Source organism: Nocardia sp. GP40, assembly GCF_050434125.1.
Taxonomy (GTDB): domain Bacteria; phylum Actinomycetota; class Actinomycetes; order Mycobacteriales; family Mycobacteriaceae; genus Nocardia; species Nocardia albiluteola.
Genome location: NZ_JBNPVW010000023.1, coordinates 21786 through 40738, shown reverse-complemented (window position 1 = coordinate 40738; position 18953 = coordinate 21786). Strand labels below are relative to the sequence as shown.

Genomic DNA, 18953 nt, shown 5'->3' with positions numbered 1-18953 from the left:
GCTACGACGGGTTTTAGGTGATCTCCATCACTCCTCACAGCCCGAATTGGCGGCGGTGCGGAGATTCGTCACCTGGCGATAACGTCCGGTAAATCCTGCGAAATCGCGAGCCTAGATGATCGGCTCATGACGGAACTACCCGCGGCACCGGCGACCGTCGGCACCACGTGCTCGTACTGCGGCGTGGGCTGTGGAATCACCGTCGAGACCACCCCCGGCCCGGACGGCGCGCTGATAATCGCGAAGGTCCGCGGGACCAAGCCGCACCCGGTCAATGCCGGACGGCTGTGCACCAAGGGCGCCACCCACGCCGAACTCATGCGGGCCTCCGGCCGGATGACCACTGCCCTGCGGCGCGCCGAACGAGGCGCGGGGCCCGAGGCGGTCGACGTCGACGCGGCCGTGCGCGAGGCCGCCGCCCGGCTGCGGGCGATCCTGGACGAGCACGGACCCGACGCGATCGCGCTCTATGTGTCCGGGCAGATGACGCTCGAGGCGCAATACCTGGCGACCAAGCTGGCCAAGGGGTACCTGCGCACCGTTCACATCGAATCCAACTCGCGGCTGTGCATGGCCAGCGCGGGCACCGGATACAAGCAGTCCCTCGGCGCTGACGGGCCGCCCGGATCCTACGACGACCTGGATCGGGCCGATCTGTTCCTCGTGATCGGCGCGAATATGGCCGACTGCCACCCGATTCTGCATCTGCGCATGGCCGACCGCCGCAAGAGCGGCGGCGCCAAACTCATCGTCGTCGACCCGCGCCGCACCGAAACCGCCGAGGGCGCAGACCTCTTCCTGCAGATCGCCCCGGGCACCGACCTGGCGCTGCTGAACGGCCTGCTGCGGCTGCTGGTCGACAACGGCGACATCGACGCCGAATTCATCGCCGCGCACACCCGGGGCTGGGAGGCGATGGCGGAACTTCTCGCCGACTATCCGCCGGAACGGGTTTCGGAGATCACCGGCCTGCCCGAGGACGACATCCGCACGGCCGCACGGTGGATCGGCGAGGCGGGCGAGTGGATGTCGCTGTGGACGATGGGCCTGAACCAGTCCACGCACGGCACCTGGAACACCAATGCCCTGTGCAATCTGCACCTGGCCACCGGCGCCATCTGCCGACCGGGCAGCGGGCCGTTCTCGCTGACCGGGCAGCCGAATGCCATGGGCGGCCGGGAAATGGGCTACATGGGTCCCGGACTGCCCGGTCAGCGCACCGTGCTGTCCGAGGCCGATCGCACCTTCGTCGAAACCGCCTGGGACCTCGAACCGGGCGCCATCCGGCCCGACGTCGGGCCCGGCACGATCGAGATGTTCCGGGGCCTGGCCGACGGACGGATCCGGGCCTGCTGGATCATCTGCAGCAATCCCGTTGCCTCGGTGGCGAATCGCAAGACGGTGATCGCCGGGCTGGAGGCCGCCGAGCTGGTGATCACGCAGGATGTGTATGCGCAGACGGCCACCAACGCCTACGCCGACCTGCAGCTGCCCGCCACGCTGTGGGCCGAGGCAGACGGGGTGATGGTGAATTCGGAACGGAGCGTGAGCCTGCTGCAGCGCTCGGTGCCACCGGTCGGCGACGCACGACCGGACTGGCAGCTGATCGCGCAGGTGGCCACCGCGATGGGATTCCCGGGATTCGATTTCGCCTCGAGCGCCGAGGTATTCGACGAGATCCGCCGGTTCGCGAACCCCGCCACCGGATACGACCTGCGCGGCATCACCTACGACGGGCTGCGCGAGGGACCCGTGCAGTGGCCGTGCCCCGATCCGGCCCAGCGGCGCAACCCGATTCGCTACCGCAACGACGGGATCAGCCAGCATCCGTTCGCCGACGAGTCCGGGCACCGGCCCGAGCTGGCGTTCGCGACACCGAGCCGGCGGGCGGTGTTCTGGCCGCGCCCGCACCTGATGCCCGCCGAAATGCCGGACGACGATTACCCGTTCGTGCTGAACACCGGCCGCCTGCAGCATCAGTGGCACACCATGACCAAGACCGGCAAGATCGCGAAACTGGCCAAGCTGACGGGTGATCCGTTCGTCGAGGTGCATCCCGACGACGCGGAACGGCTCGGTCTGCGGCCGCCGGATCAGCTCGAAATCACCTCGCGCCGTGGGCGTGCGGTGCTGCCCGTGCGGATCACCGATCGGGTGCTGCCTGGAATGTGTTTCGCACCGTTCCACTGGAACGACGAGCACGGTGAATATCTGACGATCAACGCCGTCACCAACGATGCGGTCGATGCTGATTCGCTGCAGCCCGAATTCAAGGCGTGCGCGGTCGCGTTGCGGCGCATCGCGGTCGAGCCCGCCGCGGCCGGGCAGGACCCACAACCCGGCCGAGTGCCGCGGCCTGCAGCGCTGGGTGAGGGCGGGACGCATCCGCTGGCCCGCATGCTCGGCCTGGACACCTTCGCCGCGCCGATGCTGAGCGACATCGAGCGCATCTACCTCGGCGGCTATCTAGCGGCGCTGGTCACGCTTCCGGTGGAGGGGCAGCCGGTGATGCCGGAGTCCGCGCCACTGTCCCCGCAGAGCCGATTGTGGGTCGACGGGATGCTCGCGGGGATGTACTCCCGCTCCGGCAGCGCGGCCCCAGCGGCCGACTTCCTCTGTGAGACACCAGCTCCGGCCCCGCGCGCGATCACCGTGCTGTGGGCCTCGCAGACCGGCACCACGGAGGAGTTCGCGGCGGCGGCCGCACAACGCCTCACCGAATCCGGTTACGCACCACGGCTGGTGGAGATGAACTCGTGTGAGCTCACGGAGCTGACCGGCGACGCGCTGGTCGTCACCAGCACATTCGGCGACGGCGGTCCCCCGGACGGCGGCGCGGATTTCTGGGAGCGCCTGTCGGACAGCGAGATCCGGTTGAATTCGCTGCGGTACGCGGTCTTCGCCCTCGGCGACTCGTCCTACGACGACTTCTGCGGTCACGGCCGCAAGCTCGACGAGCTGCTCGCGAAATCCGGCGCCACCCGACTGCTCCCGCGGGTCGACAGCGAGCCCGACCATTCGCCACGGTCGGATGAATGGCTCGACGAGGTGCTGACCGCACTTGCGGAGGGCAACGGCGGTGGGCCACAGCCCGATCGGAGCGATGGCGGGGGCGGGAACGATTCCACAGTGGGCTCCAACGGCCGAGCCGGTGCCGAACCCGGCCGAGTGTCCGTATCCGCCTATGCAACCTCTCGACCCGGCATCACACTGCCGGGCAACGGATTCGGCTCATCCGGCGCAACCGTTCGCCCGGCTGTCGGGTCCCCGCTGACGGTCGCCCCTCGGCCCCAACCGGTTTCCACCGGCGCCGCTCGCGCCAATCGCCGACAGGCGACCGTCCCCGCCTTCACCCGCAACGCCCCCACCCCCGCCCCGCTCGTGCGCAACGAGCTACTGTCCCGCCCCGGCGCCGCGAAGGAGGTGCGACAGTTCGGATTCGACCTGCGCGATGCCGAAGCGACCTACGAGGCCGGTGATTCGCTCGGCGTCTGGCCCTCGAACGACGAGGCGCTGGTGCGCGAATGGCTGGAGGTCACCGGCCTGGACGGGGACCGCATCGTGGACCTCGACGATCGGGAATTGCCGCTGGCCCACGCGCTGCGCACCCGCTACGACATCACCCGGGTCAGCACCGACCTACTGAATTTCATTGCCACACACAATCCGAGCCAGCAGCTGGCCAAGCTGCAGCGCCGTGACAACCGGCTCGAGCTCGACCGCTACCTCTGGGATCGGCAGGCCGTGGACGTGCTGCGCGACTTCCCGGTGCACACGGATCTGGTCGACTGGCTGGGCACGCTGAAAAGGCTTCAGCCGCGCCAGTATTCGATCTCGTCGAGTCCGAAGGTCAGCCCGCACGAGGTGCAGTTGACCGTCGGGGTGGTGCGCTACGGCGGATCGGGCGCGCGGCGCGGCGGGGTCTGCTCGACCTTCCTGGCAGACCGTGGCCACGAGGCGCCGGTGCCGGTATTCCTGCAGCGCGCACCGCATTTCCGGCCGCCGCTGGATCCGAACGCGCCGATGATCATGGTCGGTCCGGGCACCGGTATCGCCCCGTTCCGCGGATTCCTGCACGAGCGGCGCGCGCTGGGCTGCCGCGGCCGCAACTGGCTGCTGTTCGGCGATCAGCACGCCGCGGACAATTTCTACTATCGAGCCGAACTCGAGGAGCTGTTCCGCGACGGCTTCCTCACCCGTCTGGACGTGGCGTTCTCCCGCGACCAGCGCGAGCGGATCTACGTGCAGCACCGGATGCTCGAACACGGCGCCGAACTGTGGTCGTGGCTGCAATCCGGCGCCCACCTGTACGTGTGCGGCGACGCGACCCGCATGGCCCGCGACGTCGACGAGACCCTGCTGACCGTCGCCCGGATCCACGGCAACCTCTCCCCGGAGGCCGCCACCGCCTACCGCAAGCAACTGGTCGCCGAGAAGCGCTACGTCCGCGACATCTACTGAGCCGCATCGCCCCGGGACCGGCCCGTCACCCGGACCGAGCCACCACCCGGCCGAACCCCACGGCTACCAAGCCGACGGCGACCCGTGACGTCCGCCGCAGCTTCGAAGCCCTCGCACCGGTGTGTGATCAGACCGCGGGCGGGTTGAGCTGGGTGAAGCCCGGCAGGCGGTAGTAGGCGTAGTACGGGTAGGGCGGGGTGAGGGCACTCGCCTTGTCCAGCCGGGCGATCTGGTTCGCGTCGAGTTCCCAGCCGACCGCGCCGAGGTTCTGGCGCAGCTGATCCTCGTTGCGGGCGCCGACGATGACCGTGGCGACCGTGGGCCGTCGCAGCAGCCAGTTCAGGGCGATCTGCGGGACGGTCCGGCCGGTCTCGGCGGCGATCTCGTCGAGCGCGTCGACCACCGTGTACAGCAATTCGTCCTCGACCGGCGGGCCCGCCTCGGCCGTCTTGTGCAGACGGCTGCCGTCCGGAATCGGCTGTCCGCGACGGATCTTCCCGGTGAGCCGGCCCCAGCCCAGCGGGCTCCACACCACCGCGCCGACGCCCTGATCGATGCCCAGGGGCATCAGCTCCCACTCGTAGTCGCGGCCCACGAGCGAGTAGTACACCTGGTGCGCGACATAGCGCGGCAGCCCCTGCCGATCCGCGGCCGCAAGGGATTTCATCAGCTGCCAGCCGGAGAAGTTGGAGGCGCCGACGTATCGGATCTTGCCCGCGCGCACCAGCTCGTCCAGGGCCGAAAGCACCTCCTGAACCGGGGTCCGGGCATCGAAGGCGTGCAGCTGGAACAGGTCGATGTAGTCGGTGCCCAGCCGACGCAGCGCGGCCTCGACCGCGGTGATCAACCGGGACCGGCCCGATCCGGCATCGTTCGGACCGTCGCCCACGGGCAGGGCGGCCTTGGTGGACAACAGCACTCGATCGCGCCGCCCCCGGATCGCCTCGCCCAGTACCTCTTCCGAGGCGCCGTCGGAGTACACGTCCGCGGTGTCGAACATCGTGACGCCCGCCTCGAGTGCGATGTCGACCAGCCCGCGCGCGGCGCGCGCGTCGGTATCGCCCCACGCGCCGAACAGCTCGCCGCGGCCGCCGAACGTGCCCGCACCGAAGCTCAACGCCGGAACCATCAGACCCGAGGCGCCCAGCCGACGATATTCCATAACAACCCCTAACGGAACCACAGTTTCATTAACATCCGACACGCTACACTCATCCGAGCATTAACGGAACTGGAGGCCCGTTATGAATCCGGACGCAGCCGCACCGGGCCTGGCGCGCCCCGGCGGGCGCACCGCCCGCGTGCGCGAATCCGTCCTGCGCGCGGCGGGCGATCTGCTCGCCGAATACGGCCTCGCCGGGCTGGACCCGGCCGAGGTCGCGGCCCGCGCGGGCGTGGGCAAGACGACGGTCTACCGCCGCTGGCGCACCCCGGCCGGACTGGTCGCGGACCTGCTCGCGGAGATGGCCGAGACGTCGCTGCCGCACTCCGACACCGGTTCCCTGCGCGGCGATCTGGTGGACAACGCGCGCCTCGTCGCGCGCACGCTCAACGATCCCCGCCAGGGCCCGCTGTTCAAATCCCTGCTCGCGGCGGCCGTCTCGGATCCCGCCGCCACCGCGGCCCTGCACCACTTCTACGACGTCCGGCTCACCGAATGGGCGCCGTGCATCGACGCGGCGGTGACCCGGGGCGAGCTTGCGCCCGAAACCGATGCCCGCGCAGTTCTTTCCGCGGTTTCGGCCCCGCTCTACTACCGCCTGCTCGCCACTGGCGACCTCATCGACGACGACACCGCGGTCACCGCCGCCGAGGCGGCCGCCCTGGGCGCCCGGGCCGGATTGTTCACCCGCAACGCCTGATTCACTCGAGGTCGATGCGGATCGTCATCAGGTCGGTGCCGAGCATGCGCACATTCCAGCTCACGCGCCGCCGCTTGGCCGCCGCCGAATCCGCGGTCTTCGAAGTCATTCGTGCCACCACCTTGTGAGTACCAACAGTCTCGATAAGTTTTATCCGTACCGTCGGTTCCGTCAACCGTTAGTGTTGACCCGTGCCGAATCCGCTGCCCCGCCCACACACCGGCCGCCGCCGTAACGACGCCGCCCGCCGGGCAATCCTGGACGTGACCGCCGAACTCCTGGGCCGGGCGGGCCCCACCGTCACGGTCGCCGACATCGCCGCTGCCGCCGGTGTGAGCAAGCAGACGATCTACCGCTGGTGGCCGTCCAAGGGCGCGGTGCTGCTGGAGACGATGACCGAGTGGGCGCGCAGCACCGCACCCGATCGCGATACCGGCGCGGTTCGCGAGGATCTGCGGATCTTCCTGACCGCGACGTTTACCGCCGCGTCGGGATCGTCCTCGGGCTCGCTGCTGCGCGCGGTGCTGGCCGAGGCCCAGACCGATGCGGCCACGGCCGAGCTGCTAGCCGCCTTCACCGCCGACCGCCACGCGATTCTGTATCGCATCCTCGAGCGCGGCCGCGAACGCGGCGAACTACCGGCCGACGCCGACCTGGACCTGCTGACCGACCAGGCATTCGGCCTGCTGTGGTACCGCCTCGCCGTGGCCCACACCCCGCTGGACACGCAGGTCGCCGCCCGCCTTACCGATTCGCTGTGCGGGCGCGAAACGGCCGACGGCCCCCGCTGATGCACATGCACGCGCGGTCCGCAACCCACTGGTCAGCAGTGGAAAGTGCTGGTAACGGCCGCGATCGGTCAGGGCCGCCAGGCGGGGTCACGGCCGGTGAGACCCAGCACACGATCCAGCGCGGGCGCATCGGCGGCGACGGCGACCCGGGGACCGAACAGGCCCGGAACCCCCTCCGCGGGAGTGACGGCGAGCATCTCCAGCAGGATCACCAGGTCCTCCTCGCGGGGTGCGAATGATTGCCCGGTCGCGCGAGCCAGATCCCAGCCGTGCACGATCACCTCGTCGAGCGCGAACCGCGCCATCTGCGGGGCCGGGCCGGTCGCGCCGCCGACCTCGGTCTCGCCCTCCCAGGCCGCGGGTTCCCGCCAGGCCTCGACCAGCGCCTTCGATTGCACCGCCGTACGAGACCGCCAGTCGCCCGGCACGGCGTCGGGCGCGGGCGCGGCGGGCGGCACCGAGCGGCCGATCGACTCCTTGGTGGCGCCCTGCCGGAACGCCTCGGTGAAGCCGAGCACATGCCCCACCAGCACGCCCACCGTCATGCCGGTGGGCGTGGGGGCGGCGAGCTGATCGTCGGAGATCCCGGCGACCACCTCCTCCAGCAACGTCGCGGCATGCTCGAGATCGAACATCGATGCGGTCACGGCTCTCCTCGAAAATCCATGGTCCGGAACGCACCCGGGCCCCTGCGAATGCAGACGATCCGGGCCTGCCGAATTCATCGCCGCGCTTGCCGCTGCACGTGCAGCGTGGTTCCGCAACCCACTCGTTAGCGGCGGAAAGCGCTGGCAGCAAGGATAATTGGGGGATGAAGGGTGATCGTGTGGAGATCGTCGTCGATATCGGCGGCGGCTCGCGAAATTACGAAATTGCCGCGACCCGGGCGGGGCGCCGGGTCGAGGTCCGCATCGCGCGCGGCGTGGTCGAGGTCAGCGAGGTCACGAGGTCGGGCACCGCCGTGCGCACGGCTCGCTTCATGGCCGGTCGGACGCTCGCGCTGGTAGAATTCCCGGCAGATAAGGGCCCACTTGCGGGCGAATGAAAATTGGCTCCAGGAAGTGTCAGCGAACCGCAGGCCGCCGATTCGAGTCTCGGCACTTTCTGGTGCGATGCCACCGCGACAACTGATTTCGCTAGCACATGGGTAACTCACCGGGTACGCCCACAACTGGACGCGCCGTCAACCGCCGGCCCGAAACGCAAGCCTTCCGGCACTCAACGGCACGCTGAGGCGCGGGGAGGCGGAGGAGTGCACCGGATGTCCGACAACACCATCGTCACCATCGACGCGGTCCCGGAAGCCGATCTCGCGGAACAGTCCATAGCCGCCTACCCCACCGACGACGAGCTCGAGCCGGAACTCCCCATCGCGGCGGATCGTGAGGCCGCCGAGGCCGACGTGCTCGAACAGTCCATCGCCGTCCCCTACGAGGACGACTACGCCGACACTGCGGGCGCCACAGTGACCGACGACTACGCCGAGCCCACCGGCTACTGAACCGGCTCGCCGGCCGATTCCCCTACCCGGTAATCCCCGCCCGGACCGTGCCGTGCAGCTCACGCAGGCTCGAACGCTCGGTGGCGACCTCGAGCACCCGCATGCCGTGCGCGTCCCTGCCCAGCTCCCGCGCGAGTTCGGCCGGATCGACCTGGCGGTGCGGCACCCGGTAGGCCGCGCACATGGCGGCCAGGTCCATGCCGTGCGGTGTGCCGAACACCCGCTCGAACACCCCGGCGTACTGCGGATCGCCCTGTTCCAGCAGCTCGAAGATCCCGCCGCCGTCGTCGTTGGCGACCACGATGGTCAGGTTCTCCGGACGCGGCTCGCCCGGGCCGATCAGCAGCCCGGACGCGTCGTGCAGGAAGGTCAGGTCGCCGATCAGCGCGACGGTGCGACCCGGATGGCTCAGCGCGGCGCCGACCGCGGAGGACACCGTGCCGTCGATACCGGCGACGCCGCGATTGGACAGCACCCTGATTCCGGGGCGCGGATGGGACACCAGTGCCGCGTCCCGCACCGGATTCGACGCGCCCAGCAGCAGCTGATCGCCCTCGCCCAGCGCGTCCATGACCACCGCGGCGACGTGCAGGCCGGTCGGCTTGGGGTGCCGGGCCAGCTCGTCGCGCACGACGCGGGTGGCCTTGGCGTTCATCTCGGCGCAGTGCTCGAGCCATTCGGCGCGCGGGGCGCCGCTGACGATCGCGCGGGTGCCGGTGCCGACGACGTTGCCCGAGACGTCGGGCCAGCGCGGACCGGTCGTCAGCGCGTAGACGGTCACCTCGGGATCGGCGAGCACGCTGGACACCTGACGGTGCAGGGTGGGCCGTCCGGTAATGATGGCCTGGCGCGGCTTCAGCAGCGGCAGCGCCAGCGGGTGCAGCGCCGGGCCGTGCATCGGCGCGGTCGGCTCGGCCACGGTCGGCAGCGCGGCGAGCTCGGGCCGATGCCCGGCGCCGTGCCCGGACACGACCACGGTGTCGAGGGTCAGATCGATCTCCAGCGGCACGTCCAGCGTCGCGTATTGGCTTGCGGTCCAAGGCATTCCACCCTCACGCCCGGCCGGGATATGCTCCCCCGCCGCGAGATCGGGCACGAGCGGCTCGCGCAGCGGGATATCCAGCTGCACCGGCCCGGCATTCCCGGACCGGGTGCCGCGCGCCGCGGCCAGCACCCGGCACACCGCCGCCCGCCAGACGCTGTTCTGGCGCCGGTAGCCATCCTCCCGCTCGGCCAGGCCCAGGCTGTTGGCGAGCCGCACCTGGCTGCCGAACAGGCCGAACTGCTCGACGGTCTGATTGGCGCCGCTGCCCAGCATCTCGTAGGGCCGGTTCGCACTCAGCACGATCAGCGGCTGCCGCGCGTAGTTCGCTTCCAGCACGGCCGGGCCCAGGTTGGCCACGGCGGTGCCCGAGGTCATGACCACGGGCACGGGCCGCCCGCTGGCGACGGCCAGGCCGATCGCCAGGAAGCCCGCGGTGCGCTCGTCGACCCGCATGTGCAGCCGCAACCGGCCCGCGGCATCGGCGGCCTGCAGCGCGAACGCCAGGGGCGCATTACGCGAGCCCGGACACAGGACGACGTCCTGCACACCCCCGCGCGCCAGCTCGTCGACGACGACGTGCGCCTGTGCTGTCGAAGGATTCACACCCCCACCCTGTCAGACAGCGGGAGGCAGTGGGGCGTCGCCCCGCTCACACTCCGCAAGCACATCAACTTAGGGTTTACTAACCAAACCCGCGTGGCCGGGCGCGCGAAATTCGCCGAACCCGTCGAACGACAGATCCGCACCGCCGAGGTCGTGGCCACCCTGCGGATCGGCCCGAGCTTCGTCCACGACTTCCGAGCCGCCGGAGTCTACGGTCGGCCTGCTGGACGAGAGGATCATGTATCAAGCGCCACAACACAGTTCGCGGTCGCTGCTGGCGGCCGACGAGCGCGCGCTGGGCGCCGTCGCGGGCGTCCTGCGTTCGACCCCAAGGGATCTGCGTGGTGCGGCATTCCTGGAGGTCGCGCATCCGGCTCTGCGCAGGAGCTGGGACAGCCCGACGGCATGCCGGCGCACCGGCTCACGCGCGCGGACCATCAGATCGGGAGCCTGGCTCCGAATGCGGTGCGCGCGGCCGAACTTCCCGCCGCGGGGTCCATGCCTTCGTCGCCGGCGAGCAGAAACTCGCCGCGGGCCTGCGCCATCCGGTCACCGAGCGCGGAATCGCGACGGGCGATGTGACTTTCACCGGTTACCGGCGAGTCGGCAAGGCGCAGGGCTGAATTCGCCCGGAACCGAATTCGTTCGGCGGCCGAATCACGACCCGGCCGCCGAACGTCGAACCTCTTACTCCGCGTGGCGCTGGACCAGGTCGGCGACCCGGGGAAGGGCCTCGGCGACATGCTTCTTGGCCGAGGAGCGCAGCGAGGAGTAGACCTTCTGCAGGGCGGGACGAGAGGAGCTCTCGGCCCGGGCGTCGGTAACCGACAGCAGCGCCTCGGCGACCTCGTCCTGCTTGGCGGTCAGAACGTCCGCGAAGCTGCCCTGACCCGAGCCCTTGAACTCGTTCCAGTACGGCTCGAGCTTGTCGACGAACTTGGGCACGAACGAGGACAGCGCGTCGGCGATGATCGTCGGGCTGACCTTCTTCACCGCGGCGTAACCGCCCTTCACGGCCAGGCCCGACGCACCCCCCTTATCCGACACCTCTGCATCCAGAACCTTCTGGGCATCGGCCAGGAAGGCCTCCCGCTTGGTATCGTCGAGCAGGGATTCAGACAGTGCTGCAACCACTTTCAGGTTCCTCCGGATAGATTTTCGATGAGCGAGCGGACGCAACTATACGCACCGGACGATACCGGCACACGTCGCTGGCACAACTAGGGCTGCCAAGGCAGTAATTGCACCATAAGCCCTTCACATTCGGCGAGCAGTGTTTCGGATTCATCACGCAGCCTTGCACTTACGAAAGTCTTGCGTCCCTCGACGCGATCGACGGTGCCGTCGACCACGAGCGGAGTGTGCAGCGGAGTGATCCGACGGTAGTTGACGTGCAGAAACGCGGTGCGGCTGATCGGCCGGCCGGAGTAATGCACCAGCGAGCCGAACAGATCGTCGAACAGCAGCGGCAGCACCCCGCCGTGCACCGCCCCGTTGCCGCCGAGGTGATAGCGGCGGAATTCGCCACGCATCGTCACACCGGTCGGCCCCGCGGTCACGGTTCGCCATGGCGGCATCAGCAGGCTGCCGCGGCCCGGCAGCGTCGGCACCCGTCCCGCGGGGCCCTGCATCTCCGGCGCCCGGTACGACTCGAGCAGCTCGATCAGTCCCCGGGCCTGCGCCAGCGCCCGCCCGAACACCTCGTCGGGGCAGTCCACCGACACCGTCAGGTCCTGCAGGGTGCGCATGGCCTCGACGAACGGCGCGAAGTCCGGACCGGGCACGGCATCCTCGGCCTTGGGAAATCCGCCATGCTTGTCGTATCGATCCTCGTCGATCGCACTCCGATCGATGACGGGCTCCGCACTCTCGCTCATCCCTGCACGTTAACTCGGGTTCTTACGCCGTCAAACCCAACCGGCCGGTAGCCGAGCGTCACCGGCCCGTCACGCGAATATCACGCTGCACCGGATCCGTTGGGCGAAGGTGGCATTCGCGTGGTATCACGCACCCGCACACGGGTGGGAATGAAGGACGGGGAAGATGGCTCGGGTGACGTTCAATCCGAAACTGTGGGAGCCCGTGGCGGGTTTCGAGGACCTGACCGACATCACCTATCACCGGCACCTCGAGCAGGGCACCGTGCGGGTGGCGTTCGACCGGCCCGAGGTGCGCAACGCGTTCCGCCCGCACACCGTCGACGAGCTGTATCGCGCCCTCGACCACGCGCGGATGACCTCCGATGTCGGCGCGGTCCTGCTCACCGGCAACGGGCCGAGCCCCAAGGACGGCGGGTGGGCGTTCTGCTCGGGTGGCGATCAGCGCATTCGCGGGCGCAGCGGCTACCAGTACGCGTCCGGGGAGACCGCCGAGACCGTCGAGACCGTCGACAAGGCCCGCGCGGGGCGGCTGCACATCCTCGAGGTGCAGCGGCTGATCCGGTTCATGCCCAAGGTGGTCATCGCGCTGGTGAACGGCTGGGCCGCGGGCGGCGGGCACAGCCTGCACGTGGTGTGCGATCTCACCCTCGCCAGCCGCGAGCACGCGCGCTTCAAGCAGACCGACGCCGATGTGGGCAGCTTCGACGCCGGCTACGGCAGCGCCTACCTGGCCAAGATGGTCGGGCAGAAGTTCGCCCGCGAGATCTTCTTCCTCGGCCGCCCCTACACCGCCGAGCAGATGCACGCGATGGGTGCGGTGAACGCCGTCGTCGACCACGACCGGCTCGAGGACGAGGCGCTGGAGTGGACCGCCGACATCCTCGGCAAATCGCCGCAGGCGCAACGCATGCTGAAGTACGCGTTCAACCTGACCGACGACGGCCTGGTCGGCCAGCAGCTGTTCGCCGGGGAGGCCACGCGCCTGGCGTACATGACCGACGAGGCCGTCGAGGGCCGCGACGCGTTCCTGGAGAAGCGCGCGCCGGACTGGAGCCCGTACCCCTGGTACTTCTGACGCGGTGCTGGTGGCCGGAACCGGCGGCGCGGGTTCCGGCCATGAGCGCGCCGGAGTGAGGGAAGCGCGGCGACTACCCTGTGCCGGGTGGAGATCCTGAGCGCCCGAACCCTGCTGCGCCCCGTGGACTACGAGCGCACGCTGGCGTTCTATCGCGACGGGCTGGGGTTGGCGATCGCCCGCGAATATCCGGGCGGCACCGTGTTCTTCGCCGGGCAGGCACTGCTCGAGGTCGCCGGGCACGGCCGCGGCGACGATGCGCCCGCGGGATTCTCCGGCGCGCTGTGGCTGCAGGTACGCGATGCCGCGGCCGCCGCGGCCGAGCTGACCTCGCGCGGCATCCCGATCGATCGGCCGCCGGTGCGCGAGCCCTGGGGGCTGATCGAGATGTGGCTGCGCGATCCCGACGGGGTGCCGATCGTGCTGGTCGAGGTTCCCGCGAACCATCCGATCCGGCGCGATCTCCGCTGAGCGTCGCCCCGGGACACGACGCGCCTTACCACTCGGCGCACTCGCGCCATGCGGCGACCTACCGGTCTGTTTTACGGGTCCATCACGCACACTGAGGATGTGACCGCCGAACTAGCCGTTCTGCTCATCGTTATCGTCACCGCACTGGTCTTCGACTTCACCAACGGTTTTCACGACACCGCCAACGCGATGGCCACCTCCATCGCCACCGGCGCCCTCGGACCCCGCACCGCCGTCGCACTGTCGGGCGTGCTGAATCTGCTCGGTGCGTTCCTGAGCGTCCAGGTGGCCGCGACCGTGGCCGAGGGGATTGTCCGGCTCAACAGCGTGAGCGGCAGCGAACTGCTGGCCATCGTGTTCGCCGGCCTGGTCGGCGGCATCCTGTGGAATCTACTGACCTGGCTGCTCGGGTTGCCGTCGAGTTCCTCGCACGCGCTGTTCGGCGGCGTCATCGGCGCCACCATCGCCGCCCTGGGCTGGAACGGGGTGATCTGGACCGCCGGCAAGCAGGGCGTGCTGACCAAGATCGTGGTGCCGGCCGTGGTGGCGCCCGTGGTGGCCGCGCTGGTCGCGGCGATCGGCACCTGGCTGGTGTATCGCATCACCCGCGGCAGCGAGCAACGCGTGGTCGACCGCGGATTCCGCTGGGGCCAGATCGGCTCGGCCTCGCTGGTCTCGCTCGCGCACGGCACCAACGACGCGCAGAAGACGATGGGCATCATCTTCCTGGCCCTGATCGCCCACGGCACCAGCAAGCCGGGCCAGGAGATCCCGCTGTGGGTGATCGTGGCCTGTGCGCTGGCCATGGCGACCGGCACCGCGCTCGGCGGCTGGCGCATCATCCGCACCCTGGGCAAGGGCCTGGTCGGCATCACCCCGCCGCAGGGCCTGGCCGCCGAATCCACCAGTGCCGCAATCATCCTCACCTCCGCCCACTTCGGCCTGCCGCTCTCGACGACGCAGACGGTGACCGGCGCGATCCTGGGCACCGGCCTGGGCCGTCCGGGCGCCGCGGTGCGGTGGAGCGTACTGGGCCGGATGACCGTGGCATGGCTGGTCACCCTGCCGCTGGCCGGACTCGTCGGTGCGGGTTGCTGGGCGCTCGCACACGCGATCGGCGGGCTGCCGGGAGTGCTCGTGGTGTTCGCCGTGCTGATCGCGCTGTCGGGGTACATGTATCTGCGCTCGCGCCGGACTCCGGTGAGCGCGAGCAATGTCAACGACGCGTGGGACGAGCCGCGCGGCACCGTGGCTGCGGGCCCGCCGGTCGGTGTCGACTCGGGACACACCACCACGGGTGCGAAATCGCCATTCATCATCGAACCGGTGGACGACCCTGCGGTGCGCGATCCGAAATCGGCGGGGAGGGCCTGATGCACACCGTGATCATGGATGTGCAGCAGCTGTGGCGGGTCACGCTGGCCGCCCTCGTCTTCGGCGCCGGGCTGCCGCTGACCTTCGCCGTCGGCGTCCGCTACCAGTCCGCCGGACGCGCCGGGACGCTATCGCTCACCCGGCGGCGCACCGCACTCGCGATCGCCGCACTGTGCTACGCCATCGTGCTGGCCGTTGTCGTGGCCGGAGTGCTGTATGTCGCCAAGGATTTTCTCGCCACCCGTCTCGGCATCCACCTGTTCTGACCAGCCCGCGCCGCCGAAAGGACGACCCGTGACACAACCGCCGCCACCCCGGCGACAACCGCCGCCGACTCCGCGGCGTCGCAATCGATACTGCGCACAGTGCTCGGCTGGCTCCGGGCGGGCTACCCGCAGGGCGTGCCGCAATCGGACTACGTCGCGCTGCTGGCGGTGCTGCACCGCCGGCTCACCGACTACGAGGTGCGCATCGTCGTCGACGAGCTGGTACGCGAGCGTACGGGTGACGACGAGATCGCCCGCCACGAGATCGAGGAGGCGATCAGCCGAGTTGCCAAAGAGCTGCCGGGCGAGGACGATATCGCTCGAGTGACCTCCCGGCTCGCGGCTGGTGGCTGGCCACTGGCGACACCGACGTCCGATTGACCCCGACCCCCGAGTTGACCGAAGGAGGCGCGGGGACCCGTTCGCGGGTCGTCGGCGCGGACATGACACGATCGCGAACTGTGAGTGGAGCGAAGCTGAGCGAACCGCTGGTACGGCGCGCTTCGCGCACGACGGATCCGAGCGTCGGCGAGGTGGAGTCGTGACCACTCTGCGCACCCTCCCCATGCCGACCGGCGCATCGGTGGGCGATGTGCTGCCGCACCTGCGCGGCGCCCTCGAGGGCAGCGGTCCGGCCTGGCTGCCGGTACCCGGCGGCGACCGCCGCGAATCGCACCGGCTCTCCAGCGCCCTGCGCCCCGGCGAACCGATCGACGACGACATCGTCCTGGTCGTGACCACCTCCGGCACCACCGGCGTGCCCAAGGGCGCCATGCTCACCGCGGCCGCGTTGCGCGCCAGCGGCAATGCCACCCACGAGCGCCTGGGTGGCCCCGGCCAGTGGCTGCTGGCGCTGCCGACCTATCACATCGCGGGTCTGCAGGTGCTCATGCGCGGCATCCTCGCCGGCACCGAACCGGCCGTGCTCGACGTCTCGGACGGCTTCCTGACCAGCGGCCTGACCAGCGCGATCACCGGTATGACCGGCCCGCGACGGTACACCTCGCTGGTCCCGACCCAGCTGATCAAATCGCTGGACGACCCGGCCTGCGCCGAGGCCCTGGCGTCACTGGACGCGGTGCTGGTCGGCGGCGCCGCCACTCCCCCGCCGGTGCTCGAGCGGGCCCGCGCGGCCGGAATCACCGTCGTGCGCACCTACGGCATGAGCGAGACCTGCGGCGGCTCGGTCTACGACGGGGTGCCGCTGACCGGGACCACCGTGCGCATCGAGGACGGCCGGGTCCTGCTCGGCGGCGCCATGCTCGCCCGCGGCTATCGCGGCCTGCCCGATCATCCGGCCTTCGCCGAGCCGGGCTGGTTCCGCACCGACGACGCCGGCGTGTTCGAGGACGGTGTGCTCAGGATCACCGGTCGCCTCGACGAGGCCATCACCACCGGCGGGCTGCTGGTGCTCCCGCAGGTCGTGGAGGCCGTGCTGATCGAGCACCCGGCGGTGCAGGAGTGCGCCGTACTGGGCCTGCCCGACGAGCGCCTGGGCCAGCGCGTCGTGGCCGCCGTCGTCCCGGTCGCCGGCGCGAAGCCGACCCTGGACGAGCTACGCGCCTACGTCACCACGGAGCTCGATTCCACCGCGGCACCGCGCGAACTGGCCCTCGTCGAGGAGATACCGCTCCGCGGCCCCGGCAAGCCCAACCGCACCGCCCTGCGCGAGTACTTTCTCACCGCCACCCCCTGACGCCGGTCTTGCGCCGCGACGCAACGACGGCGCAAGGGGCGTGCAAGACGGGCGCCGCACAGTAGCGGCATGACTTCTTACACACCCGCCGATGCCCTCGCGATCGAGGCGGACGGGCTGGTCAAGGTCTTCGGGGAGCAGCGGGCCGTCGACGGCGTGAGCCTGACGGTGCCGCGGGGCGCCGTCTACGGCGTGCTGGGCCCCAACGGAGCCGGTAAGACCACCACCATCCGCATGCTCGCCACCCTGCTGCGCCCGGACGGCGGCAGCGCCCGGATCTTCGGCCACGACGTGGTCGCCGAGCCCACCGCCGTGCGATCCCTCATCGGGGTCACCGGACAGTACGCGTCGGTCGACGAAAAGCTCACCGCCACCGAGAATCTCGTGATCTTCTCGCGCCTGCTGGGCCTGAGCCGGGCCGAGTCCCGGCGCAAGGCCGGCGAACTGCTCGAGGAGTTCGGGCTGACCGAGGCCGCGAACAAGGCGCTGGAGAACTTCTCCGGCGGCATGCGCCGGCGCCTCGACCTGGCCGCCAGCCTGATCGCCACGCCGCCGCTGCTGTTCCTGGACGAGCCCACCACCGGCCTGGACCCGCGCACCCGCGCCCAGATGTGGGAGACGATCCGCCGCCTGGTCCGCGAGGGCGCGACGGTGCTGCTGACCACGCAGTACCTCGACGAGGCCGATCAGCTGGCCGACCGGATCGCGGTCATCGACAACGGCAGGGTCATCGCCGACGGCACCTCCGATGAGCTGAAGTCCTCGGTGGGCCTGTCCGCCCTGCAGCTCACCGTCGCCGATCGCGACCGCCTCGAGCAGGCCCGCACCCTGATCGGCGAATTCCTCTCCCGCGCGGCCGGCCGCCTGATCGAGGCGACCATCACTCCGGAGGCGGGCCGGGTCACCGTGCCGCTGGACGATCCGAGCCTCACCGTCGATCTGCTGATCCGATTGCGCGACAGCGACATCCGGATCGATGAGATCAATGTCAGCAAGCCCAGCCTGGACGAGGTGTTCTTCGCACTCACCGGGCACGGCGCCGAATCCGATTCCCCCACCGACTCTCAGGAGAGTGCGGCATGACCACCACCATCACCGCGCCCGCGACCAGCGGGCGGCACGCGGCCAGGGCCGCGATCCCCGAGGTGAGCAATCACATCGGACTCCGCCAGGCCGTGGCGAATTCGCTCACCATGGCCTACCGCGGGATTCTGAAGATCAAGCACAATCCCGAGCAGCTGTTCGACGTGACGATCCAGCCGGTACTGTTCACCGCGCTGTTCGCCTACATCTTCGGCGGCGCGATCGGCGGCAGCGTGCACAACTACCTGCCCGTGCTGATTCCCGGCATCCTGGTGCAGACCGTCGTGCTGACCTCGGTCGTCACCGGCACCCAGCTGCGCGAGGACATGGACAAGGGCGTGTTCGACCGCTTCAAATCCCTTCCCATCGCCCGTGTTTCGGCCCTGGCGGGTGCGCTGCTCGCCGACATGGTCCGCTACGGCATCGCCACGACGCTGACCGTCGTCGTGGGCCTGATCCTGGGCTACCGGCCGGGCGGCGGTGTCGTGGGCGTGGTCGCCGCGGGCCTGATCGTGGTGTTCTGTTCGTTCGCTATCAGCTGGATCTGGGCGCTGGTCGGCGTCACCGGCAAGAGCGCCGCGTCGGTGCAGGGCATCTCGATGATGATCATGTTCCCGCTGACGTTCATGTCCGGCGCGTTCGCCCTGGTGAAGACGATGCCGGGCTGGATGCAGGCGATCGACAAGGCCAATCCCGTGTACTACATGGTGAATTCGTGCCGCGAGCTGATGAACGGCAACGTCTACACCAGCAATATCGCGTGGTGCCTGATCGGTTCGGCCGTCGTGATCGCGATCTTCGCGCCGCTGGCCATCCGGGCCTACATGCGCCGGGCGTAACTCGCT

General features: G+C 69.8%; 18 protein-coding genes. 13 read left to right on the top strand and 5 right to left on the bottom strand.

Features of this window, described 5'->3' with window-relative positions; genetic code table 11:
• Window positions 1–126: 126 nt before the first annotated feature.
• A complete protein-coding gene (locus ABH933_RS42105) occupies window positions 127–4461 on the top strand; it encodes a molybdopterin-dependent oxidoreductase (RefSeq protein ID WP_429428196.1) in 4335 nt (1444 codons plus the stop codon).
• A gap of 127 nt (window positions 4462–4588) precedes the next feature.
• Here the strand turns inward: ABH933_RS42105 and ABH933_RS42100 are convergent, their stop codons facing one another.
• Window positions 4589–5623 carry an aldo/keto reductase gene (locus tag ABH933_RS42100; protein ID WP_429428194.1) on the bottom strand — a complete coding sequence of 345 codons (1035 nt, stop codon included), beginning with the start codon at window positions 5621–5623 and terminating at the stop codon, window positions 4589–4591.
• An 82-nt stretch (window positions 5624–5705) separates the two neighbouring features.
• Between ABH933_RS42100 and ABH933_RS42095 the strand changes: the two genes are divergently transcribed.
• Together ABH933_RS42095 and ABH933_RS42090 are read left to right on the top strand one after the other, a co-directional pair.
• A complete protein-coding gene (locus tag ABH933_RS42095; protein WP_429428192.1) occupies window positions 5706–6323 on the top strand; it encodes a TetR/AcrR family transcriptional regulator in 618 nt (205 codons plus the stop codon).
• A gap of 191 nt (window positions 6324–6514) precedes the next feature.
• Window positions 6515–7114, top strand: a complete 600-nt coding sequence (locus tag ABH933_RS42090; protein ID WP_429428190.1) for a TetR/AcrR family transcriptional regulator — start codon at window positions 6515–6517, stop codon at window positions 7112–7114.
• Window positions 7115–7182: 68 nt separating this feature from the next.
• Here the strand turns inward: ABH933_RS42090 and ABH933_RS42085 are convergent, their stop codons facing one another.
• On the bottom strand, window positions 7183–7761 hold the full coding sequence (locus ABH933_RS42085; protein ID WP_429428188.1) for a TIGR03086 family metal-binding protein: 579 nt from the start codon (window positions 7759–7761) through the stop codon (window positions 7183–7185).
• A 179-nt stretch (window positions 7762–7940) separates the two neighbouring features.
• Here ABH933_RS42085 and ABH933_RS42080 point away from each other — a divergent pair, with 179 nt between their 5' ends.
• Both ABH933_RS42080 and ABH933_RS42075 read left to right on the top strand, forming a co-directional pair.
• Window positions 7941–8159: a hypothetical protein gene (locus ABH933_RS42080; protein WP_308166318.1), complete on the top strand. Its 219-nt coding sequence runs from the start codon at window positions 7941–7943 to the stop codon at window positions 8157–8159.
• A gap of 216 nt (window positions 8160–8375) precedes the next feature.
• Window positions 8376–8615, top strand: a complete 240-nt coding sequence (locus ABH933_RS42075) for a hypothetical protein (protein WP_429428186.1) — start codon at window positions 8376–8378, stop codon at window positions 8613–8615.
• Between the two features lie 22 nt (window positions 8616–8637).
• On the opposite strand, the gene menD is transcribed toward ABH933_RS42075, so the two are convergent.
• The 3 genes from menD to ABH933_RS42060 all read right to left on the bottom strand — a co-directional run bounded on the left by menD (window position 8638) and on the right by ABH933_RS42060 (window position 12140).
• Window positions 8638–10263: a 2-succinyl-5-enolpyruvyl-6-hydroxy-3-cyclohexene-1-carboxylic-acid synthase gene (gene menD / locus ABH933_RS42070; protein ID WP_429428184.1), complete on the bottom strand. Its 1626-nt coding sequence runs from the start codon at window positions 10261–10263 to the stop codon at window positions 8638–8640.
• A gap of 687 nt (window positions 10264–10950) precedes the next feature.
• Entirely contained in the window at window positions 10951–11397 is a 447-nt protein-coding gene (locus tag ABH933_RS42065) for a DUF6918 family protein (protein ID WP_429428182.1), read from the bottom strand.
• 86 nt (window positions 11398–11483) lie between these two features.
• The gene (locus tag ABH933_RS42060) at window positions 11484–12140 is read right to left on the bottom strand and encodes a PaaI family thioesterase (protein WP_429428180.1); all 657 of its coding nucleotides are present in this window, start codon (window positions 12138–12140) and stop codon (window positions 11484–11486) included.
• Window positions 12141–12306: 166 nt separating this feature from the next.
• Between ABH933_RS42060 and ABH933_RS42055 the strand changes: the two genes are divergently transcribed.
• The 8 genes from ABH933_RS42055 (at window position 12307) to ABH933_RS42020 (ending at window position 18947) form a co-directional block, all read left to right on the top strand.
• The gene (locus ABH933_RS42055; protein WP_429428178.1) at window positions 12307–13218 is read left to right on the top strand and encodes a 1,4-dihydroxy-2-naphthoyl-CoA synthase; all 912 of its coding nucleotides are present in this window, start codon (window positions 12307–12309) and stop codon (window positions 13216–13218) included.
• Between the two features lie 87 nt (window positions 13219–13305).
• Complete coding sequence (locus ABH933_RS42050; protein WP_429428176.1) at window positions 13306–13689, top strand: VOC family protein; 384 nt, start codon at window positions 13306–13308, stop codon at window positions 13687–13689.
• Between the two features lie 99 nt (window positions 13690–13788).
• Complete coding sequence (locus ABH933_RS42045; protein WP_429428174.1) at window positions 13789–15063, top strand: inorganic phosphate transporter; 1275 nt, start codon at window positions 13789–13791, stop codon at window positions 15061–15063.
• Window positions 15063–15329: a hypothetical protein gene (locus ABH933_RS42040; protein WP_429428172.1), complete on the top strand. Its 267-nt coding sequence runs from the start codon at window positions 15063–15065 to the stop codon at window positions 15327–15329. Before ABH933_RS42045 ends, ABH933_RS42040 begins: the two co-directional genes overlap by 1 nt.
• Window positions 15330–15419: 90 nt before the next feature.
• Window positions 15420–15710, top strand: coding sequence for a DUF3349 domain-containing protein (locus ABH933_RS42035; protein ID WP_429428308.1), 291 nt, complete (start codon window positions 15420–15422; stop codon window positions 15708–15710).
• 184 nt (window positions 15711–15894) lie between these two features.
• On the top strand, window positions 15895–17025 hold the full coding sequence (gene menE / locus ABH933_RS42030) for an o-succinylbenzoate--CoA ligase (RefSeq protein WP_429428306.1): 1131 nt from the start codon (window positions 15895–15897) through the stop codon (window positions 17023–17025).
• A gap of 69 nt (window positions 17026–17094) precedes the next feature.
• The gene (locus ABH933_RS42025; RefSeq protein ID WP_429428170.1) at window positions 17095–18108 is read left to right on the top strand and encodes an ATP-binding cassette domain-containing protein; all 1014 of its coding nucleotides are present in this window, start codon (window positions 17095–17097) and stop codon (window positions 18106–18108) included.
• On the top strand, window positions 18105–18947 hold the full coding sequence (locus ABH933_RS42020; RefSeq protein ID WP_429428168.1) for an ABC transporter permease: 843 nt from the start codon (window positions 18105–18107) through the stop codon (window positions 18945–18947). The genes ABH933_RS42025 and ABH933_RS42020 overlap by 4 nt, the downstream gene beginning before the upstream one ends.
• Window positions 18948–18953: the final 6 nt, after the last annotated feature.